The sequence below is a fragment of the Polaribacter sargassicola genome, from assembly GCF_021991835.1.
Taxonomy (GTDB): domain Bacteria; phylum Bacteroidota; class Bacteroidia; order Flavobacteriales; family Flavobacteriaceae; genus Polaribacter; species Polaribacter sargassicola.
Map to the genome: position 1 here is coordinate 425,890 of NZ_JAHDAU010000002.1, position 20,507 is coordinate 446,396.

Genomic DNA, 20,507 nt, shown 5'->3' on the forward strand with positions numbered 1-20,507 from the left:
TTATTTGTTCCAATTATCTGTTCTAAACGGATACGCTGGCAATTCACTATTATTTACCAAATTCACTGTTGGTTTTCCTGCAAAAGCATAACGTACATATTTAGGATTTTTAACCTCCAAAGAACTTAACACTACTGTTTCATCTTGAATTTTTGCTTTGGCTTTTACCCATTTTTGAGTACCATTAGCAATCCAAAATCCAGAGGGTGCTTTTCCATTAATAGTTTTTAAACCTTGGGCATGGTTAAAATGCACGACCAATTCACCGTTTTTTACCTCTACTTTTTTTAACGTTGGCCCTACGGCTTCTCCTTTTAACTTCAATGTTTTTTTGGCTGCTAACAAAGCGGTCCTTTGTCCAATGGGTAATTTGTCTGTAGGATGAATGTTTTTAACATCTCCCAAATCAATAGTATTTACTACAGATACATTAGGAAGTTCCATAGCAGATAATTGAGACTCGCGCATCCATGCCCAAGATTCTTCTGTAGGGTTTTCAATATCTATGTTCTGTTTTTTTTGAGTTCCTTTTCCATAACCTGGCAACATCACAATCATAAAATGCATATCATCATCATTCCAACGTTTACGATACGTTTGGATCCATTTTTTTAAAACCTCATCATAATCTTTCATTCCACTTACTCTGTGAAACCAATTCTTCTCATCAACTTCTGGCAAACCTGCTATGTAACGTGTATTTCTTTCTCCTTGATACCAAACCAAACCTCTGCATGCAAAAGGAATTAACGGATGCATCATAGCATTGTAAATAATGTTAGAATTACGTCTTAAAAAAATATTTTCTTGATTTGTCCAATTAGGTTTGTTGATGAGTTGTTGAATTCTAGCAATTCTTTCCTTATCAACATCAAACTCTTTCATGATAGTATTAAAAATAGGCAGCTCTTTGGTCATAGCTCTAGGCATCCAAGCTTCTATAGATGAACTTCCCCAAGAGGCTTGAATAATCCCCACAGGAACATCTCCTAAATTATTTAAAAAATAAGCAAAAGAAAAAGCCACTGCACTTTTAGGGTGTGTTATTTTCCAAGCTCCAGGAACATTTTTTTGTTCTTTAAGTGCTACTTTATTTTCTACATAAAAACTACGAATATTGCTAGCTAAAGGAACCAATCCTCTAACTTCTGCAGAAGAATTATAACTCATTACCATGTTAGATTGTCCGGCACAAATCCATACTTCTCCTACTAAAACATCTTTAATAACTAGTTTTTCATTTCCTTCAATAAGCATCTCTTTTCCTTTAAAGGACGTTTCTAAGGGATCTAAATAAAGTATCCAATCTCCATTAGCATCTGATTTTGTGCTTTTTGATTGCCCATTAAATGTAACTGTAATTTTTTCTTTAGGAGTACTGGTTCCCCAAACAGGCACCTTTTTTTCTCTTTGCAATACCATGTGATCTCCAAAAACACTAGCTACTTTTAAAAATTGAGCATTTGTTTTAAGACTGATGATACTGAAAATTACAACCGTTATTATTCTAGCTATATTCGAATTTATATTCATCATTAATTATTTTTTATCAACAGGAATTAGGTTATTTGGTGTGTGATAGGGTTCATTTCCAACGGGTCTTGCATTTTCTCCACGTTTGTTAATATCTCCAATGTCTTGTTTTGCCCAATCTAGCAGTTTTAGTAACTCTTTAACTACTTCTGGATTTTCTTCAGCAACATTGGTAGTTTCAGCAATATCTGTTTCTAAATTGTAAAGCATTGGTTTGGTAAATAATTCTCTATCTTTTGGAGCACTATGAATTGGCCATTTTCTAGAAACTATAGATTTTGGATAAGATTCATGAGCTAAGTGTAACTTCCATTTTCCTTTTCTAACAGCACGTAAAATATGATGTTGGTAGTAAAAAAATGGTCTATCCAATTCCGTTGATGTTCCATGAATAATCTCTGAAACATCTACTCCATCAATCACTCTATCTTTTGGAACTGTTGCTCCAGCAATTTTTGCAAGGGTTGGTAACAAATCTATAGTGGCTACTATATTTTCTGACGTTTTTCCGGCTGGCACTTTTCCTGGTGCACGTATAATGGCAGGAACTCTAAATCCGCCTTCCCAAGCCGATGTTTTTGCTCCCCTTAAAGGTTCTGCATGCCCTCCGTGCTCTTTTTTAATCCACCAAGGCCCATTGTCACTTGTATAAATTACATAGGTATTTTCATCTAATCCTGTTTGTTTTAAATGATTTAAAATTCTCCCAACATTGTAATCTATTTCTTCAATAACATCACCGTACAAACCACCTTCTGATGTTCCTTTAAATTCATCAGAAACAGCTAATTTGGTATGTGGCATGGTGTGCGCTAGATATAGAAAAAAAGGTTGTTTTTTATTTTTGTCGATAAAACTAATAGCCTCGTTGGTATATCTTTTTGTTAATGTAGACATGTCTGCATTCTTTTCTACCAACTTGTTATTTCTGATTAAATGCACCCTTGCATCGTTACTTCCTGGCGTAAAAAAAGACTCATCAAAACCTTGATGCATCGGTAATAAAACTGGATTAAATTTTTCTGGATTATGTCCTGCCAAATCCCATTTTCCAATCATACCTGTTTTGTAACCTACAGGTTTTAACACCTCTGCAATAGTAACTTCACTTAATGCCAATTTAGGGTGTGGATTATCTCCATTGTCATTACGTGCATTTCTCATAGGATACGAACCCGTCATTAATGCAGCTCTTGAGGGCCCACAAACGGTTTGAGCGTAAAAGTTTGTAAACTTCATTCCCTCAGAAGCCATTTTATCTATGTTAGGCGTTTTAATGTTTGGAGAGCCAAAACAACCCAAATCTTGATACCCTTGATCGTCTGTAAAGATGATGATAAAATTAGGTTTGCTACTTTCCTTTTGAGCAGTACATGAGCTAAAAGACAACATCAGTAAACTATATAAAACAAGCTTTTTCATCATTTTTTAAATGTATTATTTTGTTAATGGTTTAGGATTTTCTACATGCCCAACAGGACGTGCATTTTTATCCATTTCTTTATCAAATTTTTGCATCTCTTTTTTTAATTGCGCTACTATTTTAGGATGCTGGTTTATTACATTGTTCTTTTCTGCAATGTCTGTTTTTAAGTTGTAAAGAGCTGCTTCTCCTTTTATTACTCTCAGCTTCCAATCTCCCCATCTTACCGCTTCTAAAGTCCCCCAATGCGAATAAAAGAAATATTCATGGGGTGTTTTTGCATCTGTAGTAAGCACTGGCATCATGTCTTTTCCATCAATGGTATTTTTAGATAATCTTGCACCAATCAATTTTGCAAAAGTAGGTAGCACATCCATACTTGTTAATAATTCATCAATTTCAATTCCAGCTTTAATTTTGGCTGGCCAACGAATTACTGCAGGCACACGCATTCCTCCTTCTAAAGTTTGTCCTTTATGGCCTCTTAAAGGTTTGGTAGAACCTCTTTTGTTGGCAGCACCGTTATCACTCGTAAATAGCACAATAGTGTTGTCATCAATTCCTTGTTCTTTTAAGGTTTTTAATATTTGTCCTACCGACCAATCAATCTCATAAATAGCCGTTGAGTATATATTATCATCCGCTTTTACACCACTTTTTAACAAGTTTGCATACTCCTTTTTAATTTCTTTAGAAGCTGCTACAGGTCCATGCGGAATTGGGTGTGGCACGTATAAAAAGAAGTTTTCATCTTTGTGTTCTTTAATAAACTGAACAGCTCTTTGCGTAACTCTTTTGGTTAGATTATCCTTGTTAGGATTTAATTCTATTACTTTTTCACCCTCTAAAACAGGAAGTGATGGAAATTTAAAAAATTGTTGTCTTGGATGTTTTGGTGAAATATCATGACTGTATGGCAAACCAAAAAACTCATCAAAACCTTGTTTAGTAGGTAAAAATTCAGGTTGATCTCCTAAGTGCCATTTTCCAAACATTCCGGTGCTATATCCTACGGATTTTACTATTTCTGCAAGCGTAACTTCATTAGGGTTTAATCCATTTCCATCGGCAGCCAAACAAACAGGAAAGTTTTTCCCTTTAGGAACATTTGGCAAATCTACGGCTAAACTAGAAGGTGGCTCCATACTTACTCTTCTAGGGTAAGACCCCGTCATTAATGCAGCTCTGGATGGAGTACATAGTGGAGATGCCATATAAAAACTAGTTAACTTTGCTCCCTCATTTGCCATTCTATCAATATTGGGAGTGTAAACATGTTCGCCACCAAAGCAACTCAAATCACCATACCCTTGATCGTCTGTAAAGATGATGACCAAATTTGGTTTGCTACTAGCCGTTTTTTGGCTAAACATATGACTACTTACCAGTATTATGAATAGTATAAATGGATAATTGACCTTCATCTATTTCAACTTTTTTTCTAGAAATTTGGTAATGTGTTTCCCTAATTCTTCGTACCCTTTTGGAGTATAATGCACATCATCATTTCCTTTTCCATATTCTTGATGTATTTTTTTAGAGACTTTATAGATATCATTAATTTCGATATCATTTTCCTGCATTACTTTACGTGCTACTTTGTTATATTTAATGGCATCTTCTACATATCTTCCTGCTTCTTTAGTAGGTACATAAGAGGTGGTTACAAAAATTAATTTGGCATTAGATTTTTGTTTTATTTTTTTAACAATGGCCCTTAAATTACGTTCGTAATCTTCTATAGAAAAAGTAATAGTTCCATTGGCTTTATCTCTTTGCCCTTGTACTTTAGAATCTGGGTGTCTATAACATAAATCCCACAATCCCCAATTAAAATGAATGATGTCCCACTGTTCATCTCCAATCCAATCTTCAATATGTTTTAAACCATTACCTGTATGTTTTGCATTTCCTGGATTATGAACAACTTCTGCAACCTCTTTTAAACTTTCTTTTACAAAAGGTGTGTATCCAATAGAGATAGAGTCACCTACAATTAATACTTTTTGTTTCTTTTTACTGAAAGCTATGGTTGTAATTACAACAACAAACAATAGTAATATTCTAACTATTTTTTTCATATCCATTATAGTTTTATAGCAAGACTTTCATTCTCATCAACTACTTTTCCTCTTAGCTTTTTGGTTCCTATGCCGTTTAGCGTAAAACGTTTTAATTCTAATTTTCCTGAAAGTACAGTTAAAATCGCTTCTTTATTTTTTACCTCACATGTTCCCCAACTATAACCATTACTCCAAAAATAAGTTCCTGGTTTCGCTGTAAATTTCATTGATTTTTCTACTCCAGAATAATGGAAACCAGAAGTAGCTAACACACCTGCCCAAGCCATCATACTACGTGCATAATGATGTCCAAATTCCGCTTCGTTAAACGGGTTTCTTTTTTTACCATCGTAACGGTTTCTAATATCTTGAATGGTTTTTAATCCTTCTGCTTCTTGACCTTCGTAAATCATAGCTACAGCTGCAGTATGCTCAAACCCTGTCATTACCTCTGTATAATATGGAAAAGGTTGTTTAGGTCTTTTGTTAGGGTAAGCAGCCATTAACAAAGCAGATTCATCTCCATACGCATACGAACGCATAAAATTTGGATGCTTCATTAAGTTGTCTCTATAATTGTATTTTAAAATAGATTCATTGGTTTTTTTGATATTTTCTTTATCTACCAAATATCCTAAATCTAAAATATGAGCCATCACTTGTCCTACCAATTGATCTACTAAAACTCCTTCTCCTAATTGATATTGTGGATCATCTGCCACCAAACGTCTCTTTACACGAATCAACCCTTTGGCAATACTGTCTAAATGCATAGGTGGTACAATTTCTTGTACATAATATTCTCCATTAAAAAGATTTTCATCCATCCACTGAGAACCATTTTTGTAAAGAGATTCACATGTTTTAGCAAATTTTCTATCTCCTAAATAACTAGCCATTTCTTGGGTAGCACGCAAGGCTCCTAAATACCAAAGTCCCATTTGCGGATTAGGTCCGTAATATTCCACATCCATGGTATTGTGCTGACTTCCTTCCATCACTCCATCTTTATCAGGATCCCAACCCTTAGGAATCCAACAGAACTCCATTGCTTTTTTAACATTGCTCCAATTCCTTTTCAAAAATTCATCATCACCAGAAAGTTGCCATTCTCGGTAATACTTCATAATACTTCCCATTTGCCCATCGGCAGCTGCCAATCCAAAATTGGTTCCTTTAGTTTTTAATGGCAAATGAATACGGTAAGACATCAAGCCTTGTGCATTGGTAGCATATTGAAATTCTACCTCTCTCATATTTTTAGCTACATCACAAAACAAAAAAGGAATGGTTTGCTCATAATTCCAAACATGTGTACAGGTACCGTCACCACTACCTTCATTGTCTTTTATTCCTTCCCATCCTAAATAATATCCCGATTTGGTTTTAAATGCCAACTGAGTTCTAAAATGTGCCAAGTTAAACAAGGCTGCTTCTTTTATAATTTCAGGAGTATCGCTATTGATAAATGCATTGACAAACGTTTTTGTTTTTTGCTCTAATTCAGGAATTCTAGCCACGTGTTTTTGTGCTACTTCCCAAGAATCTTTATATTGTGTTGCATAATAATTCCCTACATTTTCTTTATCGTTTCTCCATGCAGCTCTATTTGGAAAATGCCAAGTAATGTAAAAACGAATGTCTTTTTCTTGATTAGGAGCTAGCGTTGTTTTTACCGCTAAAGATCCCATGTTATTTTTTTGTTTAGATGTTCTTTCCTCTAACAATCCATCGTCCGTATAATCATCCCAAAACTCTAACGTACTATTTCCCCATTCTCCTGGTTGCCATGCGGTTCTGTATGATATTTCTCCAGGACTATTGGTGGTTAAACTAAAACTTCCCCACTGCATACTTTCTTTATCTACATCTTTACCTGCCGTATAATGAATTCCTTTAATCCCATTTTCCGACTTATAAGTGTTTATATTTTGGTAAGATTTACCCTCTTTACCATCAAATCCTATAAAGTTTGGAATGTTACCTGCTAAAGAAATGGTAATAGGTTTATTGCTGATGTTTTTTACTTTATAACTTAAAACAGCCATAGGTAAACTACTATCTTCTACATTTCCTGGAATTAAAGGATTAAATGCTCCAACAGTTACTTGTACAGGTACTTCTTTATCTTTTAACAACACTTGTCCAAATGGATAAGCAGTTTGAAAAGTAGCTTCTGCAAAACGTGGCAATCCGTGATTAGGTGCCTTAGACCCATAATAACCTTCATCATATTTAGTAGGTACAGGTCCTTCTAATAGCAAGGCTTTTGCTTCTTTTTGTGCTTCTTTATAATAAATAGAGAAAAAAGGGGCTCTATTAATTACTTCTACTCCAGTATATTTAGGTTGATATCCCTTGGCTGGTCTACTCATTACTTCCCAGTCTTCCAAAGCACCTCTTCCTGTTAACGAAACGGTTCCTGTACCAATACCTCCAACTGGCATGGCAATTCTATCTGTATGAGCCTGATCGTAAGATTTTAATACAGGCCATTGATTTTCTTGAGCTTTGACATAGGTAAATACCAAAACTGCAATGATGAATAGATGTATATGTTTCAAATTTTTCATTTTTTAATATTGTAAATATTATTTATGTATTTTTTTTAAATTTTAAAACTTTTAATAAGCTAGCATACTTAATATATTTTAACATATCTCCACATTAATTGACAACTAATATAATTTGACTATTGAGAAGATTAAGATTCTATAAAATATAAAGAACCTATTAAACATTTCTTTATTTAATTCTTTATAAACTTATGCATAACTTGTTTTTCTTTATTAGTAACACCTAGTAAGATATACATACCTTTTGAAAGATTAGAAATATCTATTTTTTTAGTTTCATCAGAACCTTTTTTTAGAACACTACCAGTTAAACTTATAATTTTATAAGCTTGGATAGTTTTACTTAATGTTAATTCATTTTGGGCTGGATTGGTTAAAATTGTAAAAACGCTATCATTTAACTCAGAATCTGATGTTGACAAAGCATCCTCGGTTACATTAAAAGTAAAAACGTTTATACTGTTTTCTTTAAGTTCTGCATCAAATGAAGTAGATGATGTTGGTGTAAAAATGGCATCGGTTCCTTCTACATTTACTGTTCCTGCAGAAACAGAACCAGAATTCCAATATTTATGTTCTACATTACCATCAATAAAACTATTTTTTATGTTAATTTTAAAAGACGGATAATCTACGGTAGATAAACTTGGAGATGAAAAATTCATTACCCAAAGAATTACCTTATTATCTTTACGAAAAGCCATTTTTGTAACACCTCCATATTGGGTAGCCGAAAATTCACCTCCAATTACATTTTCTGATGTAGAAGTAATATATTTACTATCTAAAACATTATTGGTAAAATGTTTTGCAACGTAGTGTCCTATAAGCCTTTGAGCTACACCACCCCATTTCCAATAAATAGAACGGATTTCATTGTCCTTTCCTCTTGACCAAATCTCAAACATAATTTCTCCACTTACACCAGATTGATAAAGTACTGCTCTTTGTGCATATCTAAAAATAGGCGGTTCTTCTCCATCTAACGTTCCAGCCCCTGTAATGGTTTCATCTTGATATAATTTTTTTCCCATGGCATTGGCTATCTCTACATTTTGTGGCCATTCTACTTCTGGGGTATCATTAGAAGCATATTCATGATTAGAAAAACCTCCATAAAGATTTTTAGCTCCTAAATTGTTAACACCATTCATAAACCCTCTTCCTGCAGCCATACTCCAAGAAGCAGAATCATTAATTAGTGGCATTGTAATGTTTCTAACAGTACATTCTTCTTTTAATTTTAAAATAATATCTCTAGATTTCTCTGCATTGATATAAGCATTCCATTCTTTAACTGTTGAAAGTGTATGAATAGGCACATTATTATCTTCCATATATTCTAAATAATCTGCTAAAAAAACGGCCCATTTATCTGTATCTACTACCGCTTGACTAGGATTACTCGCATTAAAATTTTGAACAATCCAATCTGGCATATTGTTATTATTTCCGTAGCCATCATAATCAGATTTTAAGGTTGCCCAAAACTTTATATCTGGATTTACTGATTTTACTTCCTGCATTGTAGCTATTTGCCTATCATAAAATGCCCAATTTTTAGTCCCTTCTACTAATTCTTGATTTTTATCAAATTGTACTCTACAATAATTATATTTTATATCTCCAAACCCCCATTGAATAACTTCTTCTTTATTTTGAACAGTAAATTGTACAACTTTGGAACTCCTCTCCATATCTCCTCCAATTATATCAATAGTTTGTTTATAATCTGTAGTATTTATTGTTATTGATTGCGCCTCTGCTGGCATAACCTTACAACACATTATAAATAACAAAAAGTACACATAAAGATTATTGTCAAACTTATGCGAGCATAGTATTTTTTTTATTAAATAAAATCTTAACATTTTTATGAATTTTTTAAATTATTTTATCATTGTGTTGTTACTAACTTACCTTATTTTTCACTTAACAAACATTGCATAACATTCAAAACAAAATTTTTATATTAAATCTGATTCATTTTAAAATGAGGCATTGTTTATTTCATATCTAAACAAATGTGCTTCTCCTTTACTCTGTCTCATACAAATTCCCCAACCTGGAACCTCATTTGCAGTATTTCCATCTTCTAAGTGTGGTCTGTATAAACCTGGAGCCATAGGAATAGTAGTTAATTCTTTTGCAACAGGACTAAAGTCTAAACCGTCTTTTGCCCAGTGAATGGATTTGCTTAAAGAAGCTAAAGAAGCTACTCCTCCATTTTGATTCCATATCAATACTTCGTGACCTTTTTCTATTAAAGGATGATCGTACTTTTTAAAAGGTCCTTCTGGATTCTCTGCGATTGCAACTCCCATTTGAGTATGATGCGCACCTTTTTTACCATGTTCTATACATCTTCCTTTATAATACAACCAAATTTTTCCGTCTTTCACCAATAAGCTTGCATCATCCACTCGGTAACTATCAAAATCTGACGATACCTCACTATGAGCAATTACCACATTGTTTTTAGGTCTTTTAAAAGGTCCCTCAGGACTATCTGCTACCGCTACACCTATGGCTGTAAAATCTGTAGTACTGTTCCCTTCAAATTCTTTGTTAGGATTTCCTGGTGTTGGCTGTACTCCTGTGTAATACATGTAATATTTTCCTTTATAAGCCAAAATATTTGGTGTAAATACAGAATGACTATCAAAAGTACCCTCTTTACCTAACCCTAATGCCATTCCTTGTTCTTTCCAAGTATGTCCTTCATCTTCTGAGGTAGCATACCAAATAGTTCCCCAATAACCAGATCTTACAGGCTTATCCATACGTGTATACCATATGTAGTATTTGTTTCCTACTTTAATAATATCACTTGGATCTCTTCTGTTGTAAACAGGATCTTTTCCTATTCCTTCTATTTCTGAATAGGAAAAACTTACTTTTTCTGTATGCTTAACTTCTTGAGTAGTTTCTGTCTTAGTTTCTGATTTTTGAGCTTTTTTAGCCCCACATGCACTCAATACTACAATTGATAGCATGGCTATAGGCAAATAAATACATGCTCTTTTAATATTATTTTTCATTTCCATTTATAGTTTTATGTTGATTGACTTTCCTGAATTTATAGTTTGATTTTTTATTTTTTTAGTTCCAACACTCTCTAAAGAAAATTGTTCTAATTCCAATGATCCTGAAAGGACCGTTAAATTCACTTCTTTTTCTTTTACCTCACAAGTTCCATAACTATAACCATTACTCCAGAAATAAGTTCCAAGTTTAGAAGTAAAACTCATAGATTTTTCTACTGCTGAATAATGGAATTTTGTAGTTGCTAACACACCTGCCCAAGCTACCATGCTACGTGCATAATGGTGTCCAGCTTCAGCCTCATTAAACGGACTTCTTTTTTTACCATCATAACGATCTCTAATGTTACGAATAGACAACAACCCTTCTTCTGTTAATCCTTCTTGTAACATTCCAATAGCGGCTGTGTATTCAAACCCTGTCATTACCTCTGTATAATACGGAAATGGTTTTGCGGGTCTTCCGTTTGGGTACGCTGCCATTAACAACGCAGATTCATTTCCTAAAGCATAAGAACGATGGAAATTAGCATGTGAAGCCATATTCTCTACATAGTTGTATTTCATAATAGACTTTAATGTGGTCTTAATATGATTTTCATCTGCCAAATATCCTAAGCCAACCAAGTGCGCAAAAAATTGACCCACCAATTGATCTACCAACACTCCTTTACCTAACTGAAAATCTGGAGAGGTTAAATCAATCGCTTTATCACCCGTTGTAATTCCCATTAATGATGGAGCTACATTATCTGCCGACATAGGTGGCTCTATGTGTTGCTCGTAATATTCACCATTGAATAGATTTTTATCCATCCACTTAGATCCTTTTTGGTATAATTTTTTACAAGTTTTAGCAAAGGTTTTATCTCCTAAATAATTTGCCATTTCTTCTGAGGCTTTTAAAGCTCCCAAATACCAAAATTCCATCTGTGGATTAGGCCCAAAATATTCAACATCCATGGTGTTGTGTTGAGAACCTTCCATGACACCGTCTTTATTAGCATCCCAACCACCAGGAATCCAACAGAATTCTAATGATTTTTTAACTTTTGGCCAGTGTTCTTTTAAAAAGGCATCATCTCCAGACAGTTGCCAATCTCTATAAAACTTCATAATGCTTCCCATTTGTCCATCAGCAGCTGCTTTTCCCCATTTATTTCCTTCTTTTAAAGGTAAATACACTCTAAAACTCATCAATCCTTCATTATCTGTAGCGTATTTATACTCTACTTCTCTCATGGTTTTTGCCAATTCACCAAACAAGAAAGCAGTAGTTTGTTCGTAATTCCAAACGTGTGTACAAGAACCAAAGCAAGAACCATAAGTATCAAAAAGTCCCTCCCAACCTAACAACTGTCCACTCTTAATACGGAAAGCCAACTGTGTTCTTAAATGTGCTAAATTGAATAATGCAGATTCTTTAATTTCCTCTGGAATATCACTTTTGATAAGCGAATTAACAAACGTTTTAGTGCTATTTTCTAAAGTTTTTAAACGTGGAATTGTTTTGGTAATCACCTCCCAAGAATCGGCATATTTTGTAGTATAATAATTGCCAACGGTTGCTTTTATGTGTTTCTGAAATCCTGGTTTATCCCAAGTTTGTCTGTTTGGAAAGTGCCAACTTATTAAAAAACGAAAGTTTTTTTCTTCTCCTGCTTTTAAAGTAGTTTTTACCGCTAAAGATCCCATAGGGGCATTTGCATTCTTATTTTCTCTTTTTTCAAGAATACCATCTTCACTAAAATCATCCCAAAAGTCTAATCTTTTTTTATCCCATCTGCTCGTCTTTTTTTGCCAGGCAGTACGGTAAGTTGTTTCTCCTTTATTTAAAGAAACAAAACTCATGGTCCCCCATTGTTCACTTTTAGGATCTACTCCATTACTGGTATAATGAATTCCTTTCAACTCATTTTCTTCACGAATGGTATTTATGTTTTTGATGGCTTTTCCTCTAGTTCCATCAAAACCAATAAAATTTTGAATGGATCCTGCTAAAGAAATAGACAAGTCTTTATTGCTTGTATTTTTTACTTTGTAATTTAAAATAACCATAGGAATACTACTATCATCTATATTCCCTGGAATTAATGGATTAAATGCCTCAACCACCACAGCTACTGGTACCTCTTTATCACTTAAATAAGCTTGACCAAAAGGATAGGCTGTTTTAAAAGTAGTATTGTTAAAACGTGGTAATCCATGTTGATTAGAAGTAGCTCCCCAAGCCCCTTCAAAAGTTGCTTCATCTTGCATTCCTTCTAACAAACGTGTTTGTTTATTCCCATCTTCATCTTCCATAAAAATGGCAAAAAATGGTCCTTTTTCTTTGGCTGGCCCCCAATTTTCTAAAGTGGGATTAAATCCTTTTGCCGGACGATTCATAATTTCCCAATCTTCTAAAGAACCTCTACCCGTAAAAGATACCGTTCCTGTACCAATACCTCCTACAGGCATTTTAATTTTTTGGATATGCTCTTGGTTGTAGGTTTTTAACACAGGCCAATCATTGCTTGTTTCCTGAGCACTTAACCCACCTACAACCATTAAAAAAATGGCATTTATAGTTAAAAATTTCATGTTTTCTATTTTCATTTTTTATTGTTTCCAAACCATTGATTCTCCTTTTTTAAGAGACCATACTTTACTTAATTTTCCTTGATAAAAAACTCTAAACTCACCTTTTGTTTTAGCACGAATGATAGCGTTTGCCAACACTCCGTTACTCCATTCTAAATCCACTTCAAAACCTCCACGAGCTCTTAAGCCTTTAACACTTCCTTTAGACCAAGCCGATGGCAAAGCTGGCAACAAGTGCAGTATATAAGGAGCATTTGCTATGGATTCTTTAGGAGCTACAGGAACAAAATGTTTCTTGTTTTCTGATGTATTTTGATAAGCCACAAATGCTGCTTCTTGAATATTATCAGCTCTATTATTAACACTTCTTAGGTGACTTTGCAATAGCATTTCGCATACACCGGCAGTTCCCCCAAAGTTTCCATCAATTTGAAAAGGAGGATGAAAATCGAACAAATTAGCATAAGTTCTTTTAGCGGTTAAAAACTGATAAAATTGATATGCTTTATCACCATTGTGTAGTCTTGCCCAAAAATTAGTTTTCCATGCAGTACTCCAACCTGTAGAAATATCTCCTCTATGTTTCATGGTTACCAAAGCTGCATTTGATAGTTCTGGAGTTGTTAAAGGTGAAAAATCTCGTCCTGGGTGTAAGGCTATTAAATGAGAAATATGTCTATGATGATCTGTAGGATTGTCCCAATCTTCTGGCCATTCTTGTACCTGACCATACTGTCCTATTTTTTGAGGACAAAGTTTAGAAATGGTTTCTTGTACGGTTTTTCTAAAGGCTTTATCTCTATTTAAAACCACAGAAGCCTCTATATAATCTGTAAATAAATTCAACACCAATTGCTGTTCAAAAGAAGCTCCGTAAGCTTGTTTGTTTAACTTTCCAAACTCTTTTACTAAATAGGCATTTTCTGGAGACCAAGTTGGATATACTACTAAAGAACCATCTTTCCAAGGAGCTAAAAATTCAACATAAAACTCGGCTGCTCCTTTTAAAACAGGATAAATTTCTTCTAAATATTTTTTGTCTTTACTAAACGCATAATGTTCAAATAAATTCTGACACAACCATGCTCCAGATTGTTGCATTCTTCTACCATGTACATTGGGTGCTGTAAATCCAAATACATTTCCATTAAGTCCCATACTCCAACCTTTTTCTATACCAAAAGATTCTTTTGCAGTATGTTTACCAGACTCAGCAATCGTTTTTAAATAAGACACATAAGGTTTAAAAGAATTAGGCAAGTTGGCAGTCTCAACCATCCAATAGTTCATAGCCAAATTAATATCTGTATGATAATCGGCATTCCAAGCAGGTTTTAAATGACCATTCCACAAACCTTGTAAATTTGAAGGTACAGGTGCTGTACGTGATGAACTTACTTGTAAATAACGAGCATAATTAAAATAAAGATTTTCCAACTCAATACTTGAACCTTGAGCAATTAGTTGATCTGTAGTAACACCAGAAGGTTCGTAATTTAAGTTCAATTGACATTGATCCATCAATGCTGAAATATCATTTTGATGCATTTCTTTAAGTTCTTGATACCCTACCTCAACTGCTTTTTTTAATGTTTTTTCAGTATCAGCTATATAATCACGTCCTTTAAATGTTGGATAAACTGGAAGATAATCCGTATAGGCTGCTACATATATTTTAACATCTGTAGCATTTTTAATCTTTAAAGAACCATCTTGTTGTGCTATGATTTCTTCTTTTCCAGCATCTACAAAAACGCTTTGCATAAACTGCACAGGATCTTTCTCCATAACAGCTTCTCCTTGCAATACAATTCTCTGTCCTTTAGCTTCTAAACGGTTAAGTTTATGTAAAGAACTTGTATGAATGGTAAGATTCATTGTAGCTTTTTTAGCCGTATAACGAGCAACCACTACATCATGTGGATGACTAGAAAAATACGTTCTAGTGTATTCCGCTTTTCCAATATGGTAATGAACCGTTCCCACACCTTTATGAATATCTAAAGAACGATTGTAATGACTAATGTCTTTGGTTTGATGACCTGTTGACACGTACACATCTGCAAACGGTGCATAATTTCCTATGGGTTGTTGGGTACTTAAATATTTAGTGGCCGTAGCCTCCATACTATTTTCTCCTGTACCGTAGTGCTCCTCTTGGTATGCTTTTCTTACTTTATAAAAATTTTTATGAGCCCCTATTCTTGTTCCAGATTGCGCAACTGAATCTAACCCTCTCTTGGCATTCATCCACAAGGTAATTTCATTCATCATGATATGCTCTTGTGCAATTCCTCCAGAAAACATGGCTCCTAACCTTCCATTTCCAAGCGGTAAAGCTTCTTGCATGTACCCGTTTTTGTTGTAATTATTTCTTTGTTCTTGGGTAAACGGACTTGCAGGCTCGTTATACGTTAAAGTAAACTGAGCATGAGTTTGTAAACTTGAAAAAATCAGTATTAATAAGGAGATAATAAACTTCATATATTCTATTACTTTTTAGAAATAATATATTCTTTGCTATCCACAGGGTTGATTAAGTTCCCTTGCCACAACCCATTTCCTAAGTCTGTAAATTCAAAGTTTTCCGATGTTGGTATTTTTCCGTTAGTCCATAATAACAACGAACCGTCTTCTATCATTTTTATGTTTACAGATTGTTCATCAACATTTAACAATTCATACGTAGCTCCAGATAAATATTTATCGGGTCTACCAATAACTGCCCATCCTTCTTTAATAGGATTTAACAATAGCAAACGTTCTTTTCTTGATGCCAACGTAAATGAATAATCGTCTTTTAAAACTTGTGCGGTTTTGTTGTAATAATCGTACAACAAAACTCCTTCTTTTGGTGTTTGCCACAAGCCCTTATAAGGCTGAATCATTCCTCCAGCAAAAGCATAATCTTTTAAAGAAACTTTTGTAGAAACCTCTTTATCATTCTGGTTTAAATTAACAGCCATAATAGCTGCGGTTTTGTTTTGTAAAGGAGCAATTACTTTAAACGCTTTGTCATCAGCATAAGGATCTTGCATTAAACTTTCTGGCAATGGTACTGCTGGTGCTAACGTTCCCACAATACGACCATCTTTATATGTTAATGGTTTTAACACCGTGTCATCAATGTTTTCAGGTTCATCAGACAAGTAAATAGGTCCTCCTGATAGGGCTCTTGATACCGCCATTAATTGAGCTGTTTCTTTAAAATTGGCAAAAAACATATCTTGATCTAACCAATGTGTGTGCCCTAACCAAAAGGCATTGGCAAAGTTTTGCACCAAGGTAACATCTAAACGATCTTTTGTAGTTTTGTAATCTACACTCCCTCTTATTAAAGCACTGTATCTGTGGTTAAATACATTAAAACTTTGTTGAGCAATACAGTTTAAAAACATTAAACCTTTGCTTTTGGTATTTTCTTCTAAAGCCGTATTGTTATAATGTACTCCTAAAATAGCATTGCTAGCTCCTGTATTATTACGGAAATTATCAGACTGGAAATCTACCTTAATAATATCAAAACCATTTTTTTTAGTATGCTCTGTCATTTCATGGTAAAAAGCATTGGCTGCTTCTTCTGAAATTTTAGGCATGTAAAATTTCCTTTTCCCTCTTGGATTTCTCTCTACCAAATAATCTTGTAATTGTGGCATGTTATGGTTTAAAGAAATCCCTCCAAAATACCCGTTAAAATGTCTCCAGATTCCAAACCATTTTATTTTCTCATCTTTTTGAGCCATAATAGGTTCCCATCCGTTAGGAAACTTTTTCTTATCTACTCCAAAAGACAATAAAGCATTTTGTTTATGGTCTAAATACCCATCATCTATCAACATCCACCTAAAAGGAATTGAACTTGTTTTAATATCCTTAGCCGCTTTTAAAATAATTTCTTCGTTTATTTTATGCTTGTAATGTTCCCAAGAACACCACCCTAAATAGTTATAAGCTTCTGGATATTCTTTTTGTTCTCTCCAGTTGATATTTTCCTTAATTTCATCCATTTGCATAGCCAACTCCCAAACTTGTCTTGCTGCTTCATAAGGATTTTTAGATTGTGCATAACTCACAAAAGGAACAGATACATTTTCTGTTGCTGTACCATAAGTTGCCATGGTGATATACATATTGTTATTGTGTACACTAAACGTATTCCCTATGCGGTTTGATGTTAATGGCAACAGAGCCAAGTACTCGCCATTTTCTTGTTGTAACATCATAAATGCCCCAAGATTTACATGACTATCCATTCTTGGTTTTTGATGTTTGTAATTGTTTAATTCTGAAATATCATCAAACCAAAGTGGTTCTACCCTATTTCCTGCAGCTAGTTTTTCTGAAAATGGACGGTAGTAAATTCCTTTTTTAAACTTGGGTAATTCTAGTTTTATTTCGGCAATAATACCCTCTGCATTTGGAGTAACTTCTTGTTTATTTAATCGTAAAACACCTTTGGGTGTATTTAATTGATTTAAATTTATGGTTTCTGGAATATTTTCATAATCCTTTACTTCTTTTTCTGATGGACTGCTACCACAAGCAACAACCAACGTTATCAACAAAAAAGAAACACCTAGTTTTAAATAATTATGCATACATATTCGTTATTTAATTATAAATTTTATTCAAAGTTTATCTTACTCGTAGTTTATTTTAAATACATGAGAAGAACTACCAAAGCCAAGTTTAACCTGTACTCCTGTTGCCAAATACAAATAAGCTGGTTTTCCGTTTTTAAACAATATTTGTGCTCTCTCTAGTTTGCCAAACTTTTTCCCTCTATATACAGAAGCATCTTTTAAAAATTCTTTACCAACATAATGTTCTAAATCCTCGTATGATCTTATGGTATTATCTTCTGGAAAATAATATCCATCTGCAGATTTCCACAATAATCCTCCTCCACTATTCCCAAGAGTTCCAACAAAATCACGACTTAACATATATACCGAATCATTCATGGTAAATGCATATGCATCTTCTAATTGCATTTTTGGAGAAGTAACTCTTTTGTTATAAATTTTATAAGGTCCTTCCAAATGATCAGAAACGGCAACTCCATAAGTATATGCAGATCCTTTAGGTTCTTTAGGCACTACAGATTTATGATACAACATATACTTTCCTTTAAACTTAATTAGTGTAGGATTGGATACTCCTAATTTTGCTTTGTAATTCCAAATGGTAGTATCTTTTGGTTTTCTTAAAATAGTACCATCTGCTTCTGCTCCTTTGGCAGGTCTCCAATGATCGCTTAAATCATCAGCAACATACATTATGATTCGCTGGGTTTTAAGTTTGTTATCTTCATTTACTATAAAACATAAAACGTATTTTCCATCTATATAATTAATTGTGGGATTGTGAGGAGAATTAAATTTTTTATCCAGATCCTTAACAGCAACACCTAAATATTCAAATGGACCTTCTGGATTATTACTTACATAATGACCTATTTCACAATCTTTATACCAACCACTAAAGTCAACTTGTGTATTTATTGACCATTGAGCAGCATAAAGATGCGTTCTTCCTTCACTATCTACAATGGGAGAAGAACCCCAAACATGCATTCCTTTATTTTCTGCTGCCACTCCTACATATTCAAACTTCATTGTTTTGTTAAGGGTTTGGCAAGAGATGCTAAGCGTGAAAAAAATAGCTAACAAACTTGTAAAATAGAACCTCATCTTAATTTTTAAAATCTTAGTTTATAATTGATTGAATTTGTTTCCAACCTTCCATCCCATCATTTTCTTGTTTTTTCCCTTTGGTACTTCTACCGTCTAAAATGATTTTTTTAAGAGCCGCTTTTAATTCTGCTACTACTTTTGGATACTCAGCAATTACATTTCTAGTTTCTCCAATATCCTTTTTAAGATTGTACAACTGCATATCTGGCAAGTCTAAATTTTCTTTTTTAATATCGCTTAACTTCGGATAAGACCATCCTGCAGAACCTTTACAAACGCTCAATTTCCAATCTCCTTTTCTAATAGCAAAAGAACCATCTATAGAGTGATGAACTGTGTATTCACGAATATCATCATTCTTTGCACCTGTAATTAGCGGTAACATACTGTAGCTATCAACCCCTTCTGCATCTTGTAATTTATAACCTGTAATATCTGCACAAGTTGCTAAAAAGTCTGTAGTACAAATTGTTTTGTCTGATGTTGCATTTTTTAATCCTTTTGCTGGCCACTCTACTATAAACGGAACTCTGTGTCCTCCTTCGTATATATCTGATTTGGTTCCTCTAAACTCATAACTTGGATCATGATCTACTTTAGCCAATTCTTCAAAATCTGCTTTAGGAGAACATCCATTATCACTAGTGAATATCACCAAAGTATTTTCAGAAATTCCTTGTTCTTTTAAAACGATTCTTATCTGTCTAAGTACATCATCAACCTGCATAACAAAATCTCCATACATATTGGTGTTACTTTTCCCTAAAAATTCTATAGTTGGTAAAATAGGTGTATGTGGTGCAGGTAAAGGAAAATATAAAAAGAAAGGCTCTTTTTCTTTTGCTTGATTACTTATATAATCTACAGCTCTGTCTGTTAAATCTTGTAAAACTGTAGCATGATTAAAGTCATCAGAAGTTAATCCTTTTCTCCAAATTCCTTTTTCATCAACAGAAACAGTTGTCTTAGTAGGTACCATGGTTGGCATATCGTTTTCTACATATACATACGGAGCCATATCTAAAGAACCACAAAAACCAAAAGAATAATCAAATCCGTGAGTAGATGGACCATTTTTAATAGGTTTGGTAAAATCTACCTTTGGCTTAGCATTTAATTTATCTATTCTTTTTTCATTTTTATTTACAAAATTCCAATCCCAACCTAAATGCCATTTTCCTATATAAGCAGTCTTGTATCCTTTACTTTTTAATACATCTGCTACAGTAGTACGTTCTTTTTTTATTAACGATTTAGAGTACCCGCTTAATACACTATGTTTTAAAGAAGTTCTCCAATTGTAACGACCTGTTAAAATTCCGTAACGCGTAGGTGTACAAACGGCTGATGAAGTATGAGCATCTGTGAATTTGGTTCCATTTTCTGCCATTTTATCCATATTTGGAGTGGGAATTTTTCCGTTAGGATTAAACGTTTTAACATCTCCGTAACCTAAATCATCTGCAAGAATATAAATGATGTTTGGGGACTGATTATTATTTTGTGCAAATACATTTGGTGCTACTGTAAGTAACAACAATGCTATTGAGTATAGTTTAAATCTTTGTGATATCATTTTAGTATTTTTA

At 33.8% G+C, this 20,507-nt stretch carries 12 protein-coding genes; all 12 read right to left on the minus strand.

Annotated features, from left to right (window positions below; all coding sequences use genetic code 11):
• Complete coding sequence (locus tag KI686_RS05225; protein ID WP_237588209.1) at nucleotides 1–1,536, minus strand: sialate O-acetylesterase; 1,536 nt, start codon at nucleotides 1,534–1,536, stop codon at nucleotides 1–3.
• A gap of 3 nt (nucleotides 1,537–1,539) precedes the next feature.
• A complete protein-coding gene (locus KI686_RS05230; RefSeq protein WP_237588210.1) occupies nucleotides 1,540–2,958 on the minus strand; it encodes a sulfatase family protein in 1,419 nt (472 codons plus the stop codon).
• A 12-nt stretch (nucleotides 2,959–2,970) separates the two neighbouring features.
• Nucleotides 2,971–4,329 carry a sulfatase family protein gene (locus KI686_RS05235; protein WP_237588211.1) on the minus strand — a complete coding sequence of 453 codons (1,359 nt, stop codon included), beginning with the start codon at nucleotides 4,327–4,329 and terminating at the stop codon, nucleotides 2,971–2,973.
• A 51-nt stretch (nucleotides 4,330–4,380) separates the two neighbouring features.
• A complete protein-coding gene (locus KI686_RS05240; RefSeq protein WP_237588212.1) occupies nucleotides 4,381–5,037 on the minus strand; it encodes an SGNH/GDSL hydrolase family protein in 657 nt (218 codons plus the stop codon).
• Nucleotides 5,038–5,042: 5 nt separating this feature from the next.
• Nucleotides 5,043–7,592 (minus strand): GH116 family glycosyl-hydrolase, encoded by a 2,550-nt coding sequence (locus tag KI686_RS05245; RefSeq protein WP_237588213.1) that lies wholly within the window; start codon nucleotides 7,590–7,592, stop codon nucleotides 5,043–5,045.
• A gap of 176 nt (nucleotides 7,593–7,768) precedes the next feature.
• A complete protein-coding gene (locus tag KI686_RS05250) occupies nucleotides 7,769–9,367 on the minus strand; it encodes a T9SS type A sorting domain-containing protein (protein WP_237588214.1) in 1,599 nt (532 codons plus the stop codon).
• A gap of 216 nt (nucleotides 9,368–9,583) precedes the next feature.
• Nucleotides 9,584–10,636: a family 43 glycosylhydrolase gene (locus KI686_RS05255; RefSeq protein WP_237588215.1), complete on the minus strand. Its 1,053-nt coding sequence runs from the start codon at nucleotides 10,634–10,636 to the stop codon at nucleotides 9,584–9,586.
• A 6-nt stretch (nucleotides 10,637–10,642) separates the two neighbouring features.
• Entirely contained in the window at nucleotides 10,643–13,237 is a 2,595-nt protein-coding gene (locus KI686_RS05260) for a GH116 family glycosyl-hydrolase (protein WP_237588216.1), read from the minus strand.
• Nucleotides 13,238–13,240: 3 nt separating this feature from the next.
• Complete coding sequence (locus KI686_RS05265) at nucleotides 13,241–15,706, minus strand: glycoside hydrolase family 95 protein (RefSeq protein ID WP_237588217.1); 2,466 nt, start codon at nucleotides 15,704–15,706, stop codon at nucleotides 13,241–13,243.
• A gap of 8 nt (nucleotides 15,707–15,714) precedes the next feature.
• A complete protein-coding gene (locus tag KI686_RS05270; protein WP_237588218.1) occupies nucleotides 15,715–17,820 on the minus strand; it encodes a Sip1-related alpha-galactosidase in 2,106 nt (701 codons plus the stop codon).
• A gap of 42 nt (nucleotides 17,821–17,862) precedes the next feature.
• The gene (locus tag KI686_RS05275) at nucleotides 17,863–18,840 is read right to left on the minus strand and encodes a glycoside hydrolase family protein (protein ID WP_237588219.1); all 978 of its coding nucleotides are present in this window, start codon (nucleotides 18,838–18,840) and stop codon (nucleotides 17,863–17,865) included.
• Nucleotides 18,841–18,931: 91 nt separating this feature from the next.
• Nucleotides 18,932–20,494, minus strand: a complete 1,563-nt coding sequence (locus tag KI686_RS05280) for a sulfatase family protein (RefSeq protein ID WP_237588220.1) — start codon at nucleotides 20,492–20,494, stop codon at nucleotides 18,932–18,934.
• Nucleotides 20,495–20,507: the final 13 nt, after the last annotated feature.

Coding starts and splice junctions, on each gene's coding strand:
- KI686_RS05225 (WP_237588209.1), bottom strand. CDS start 1,536: ATGATGAATATAAATTCGAATATAGCTAGAATAATAACGGTTGTAATT.
- KI686_RS05230 (WP_237588210.1), bottom strand. CDS start 2,958: ATGATGAAAAAGCTTGTTTTATATAGTTTACTGATGTTGTCTTTTAGC.
- KI686_RS05235 (WP_237588211.1), bottom strand. CDS start 4,329: ATGTTTAGCCAAAAAACGGCTAGTAGCAAACCAAATTTGGTCATCATC.
- KI686_RS05240 (WP_237588212.1), bottom strand. CDS start 5,037: ATGAAAAAAATAGTTAGAATATTACTATTGTTTGTTGTTGTAATTACA.
- KI686_RS05245 (WP_237588213.1), bottom strand. CDS start 7,592: ATGAAAAATTTGAAACATATACATCTATTCATCATTGCAGTTTTGGTA.
- KI686_RS05250 (WP_237588214.1), bottom strand. CDS start 9,367: ATGCCAGCAGAGGCGCAATCAATAACAATAAATACTACAGATTATAAA.
- KI686_RS05255 (WP_237588215.1), bottom strand. CDS start 10,636: ATGAAAAATAATATTAAAAGAGCATGTATTTATTTGCCTATAGCCATG.
- KI686_RS05260 (WP_237588216.1), bottom strand. CDS start 13,237: ATGAAAATAGAAAACATGAAATTTTTAACTATAAATGCCATTTTTTTA.
- KI686_RS05265 (WP_237588217.1), bottom strand. CDS start 15,706: ATGAAGTTTATTATCTCCTTATTAATACTGATTTTTTCAAGTTTACAA.
- KI686_RS05270 (WP_237588218.1), bottom strand. CDS start 17,820: ATGCATAATTATTTAAAACTAGGTGTTTCTTTTTTGTTGATAACGTTG.
- KI686_RS05275 (WP_237588219.1), bottom strand. CDS start 18,840: ATGAAGTTTGAATATGTAGGAGTGGCAGCAGAAAATAAAGGAATGCAT.
- KI686_RS05280 (WP_237588220.1), bottom strand. CDS start 20,494: ATGATATCACAAAGATTTAAACTATACTCAATAGCATTGTTGTTACTT.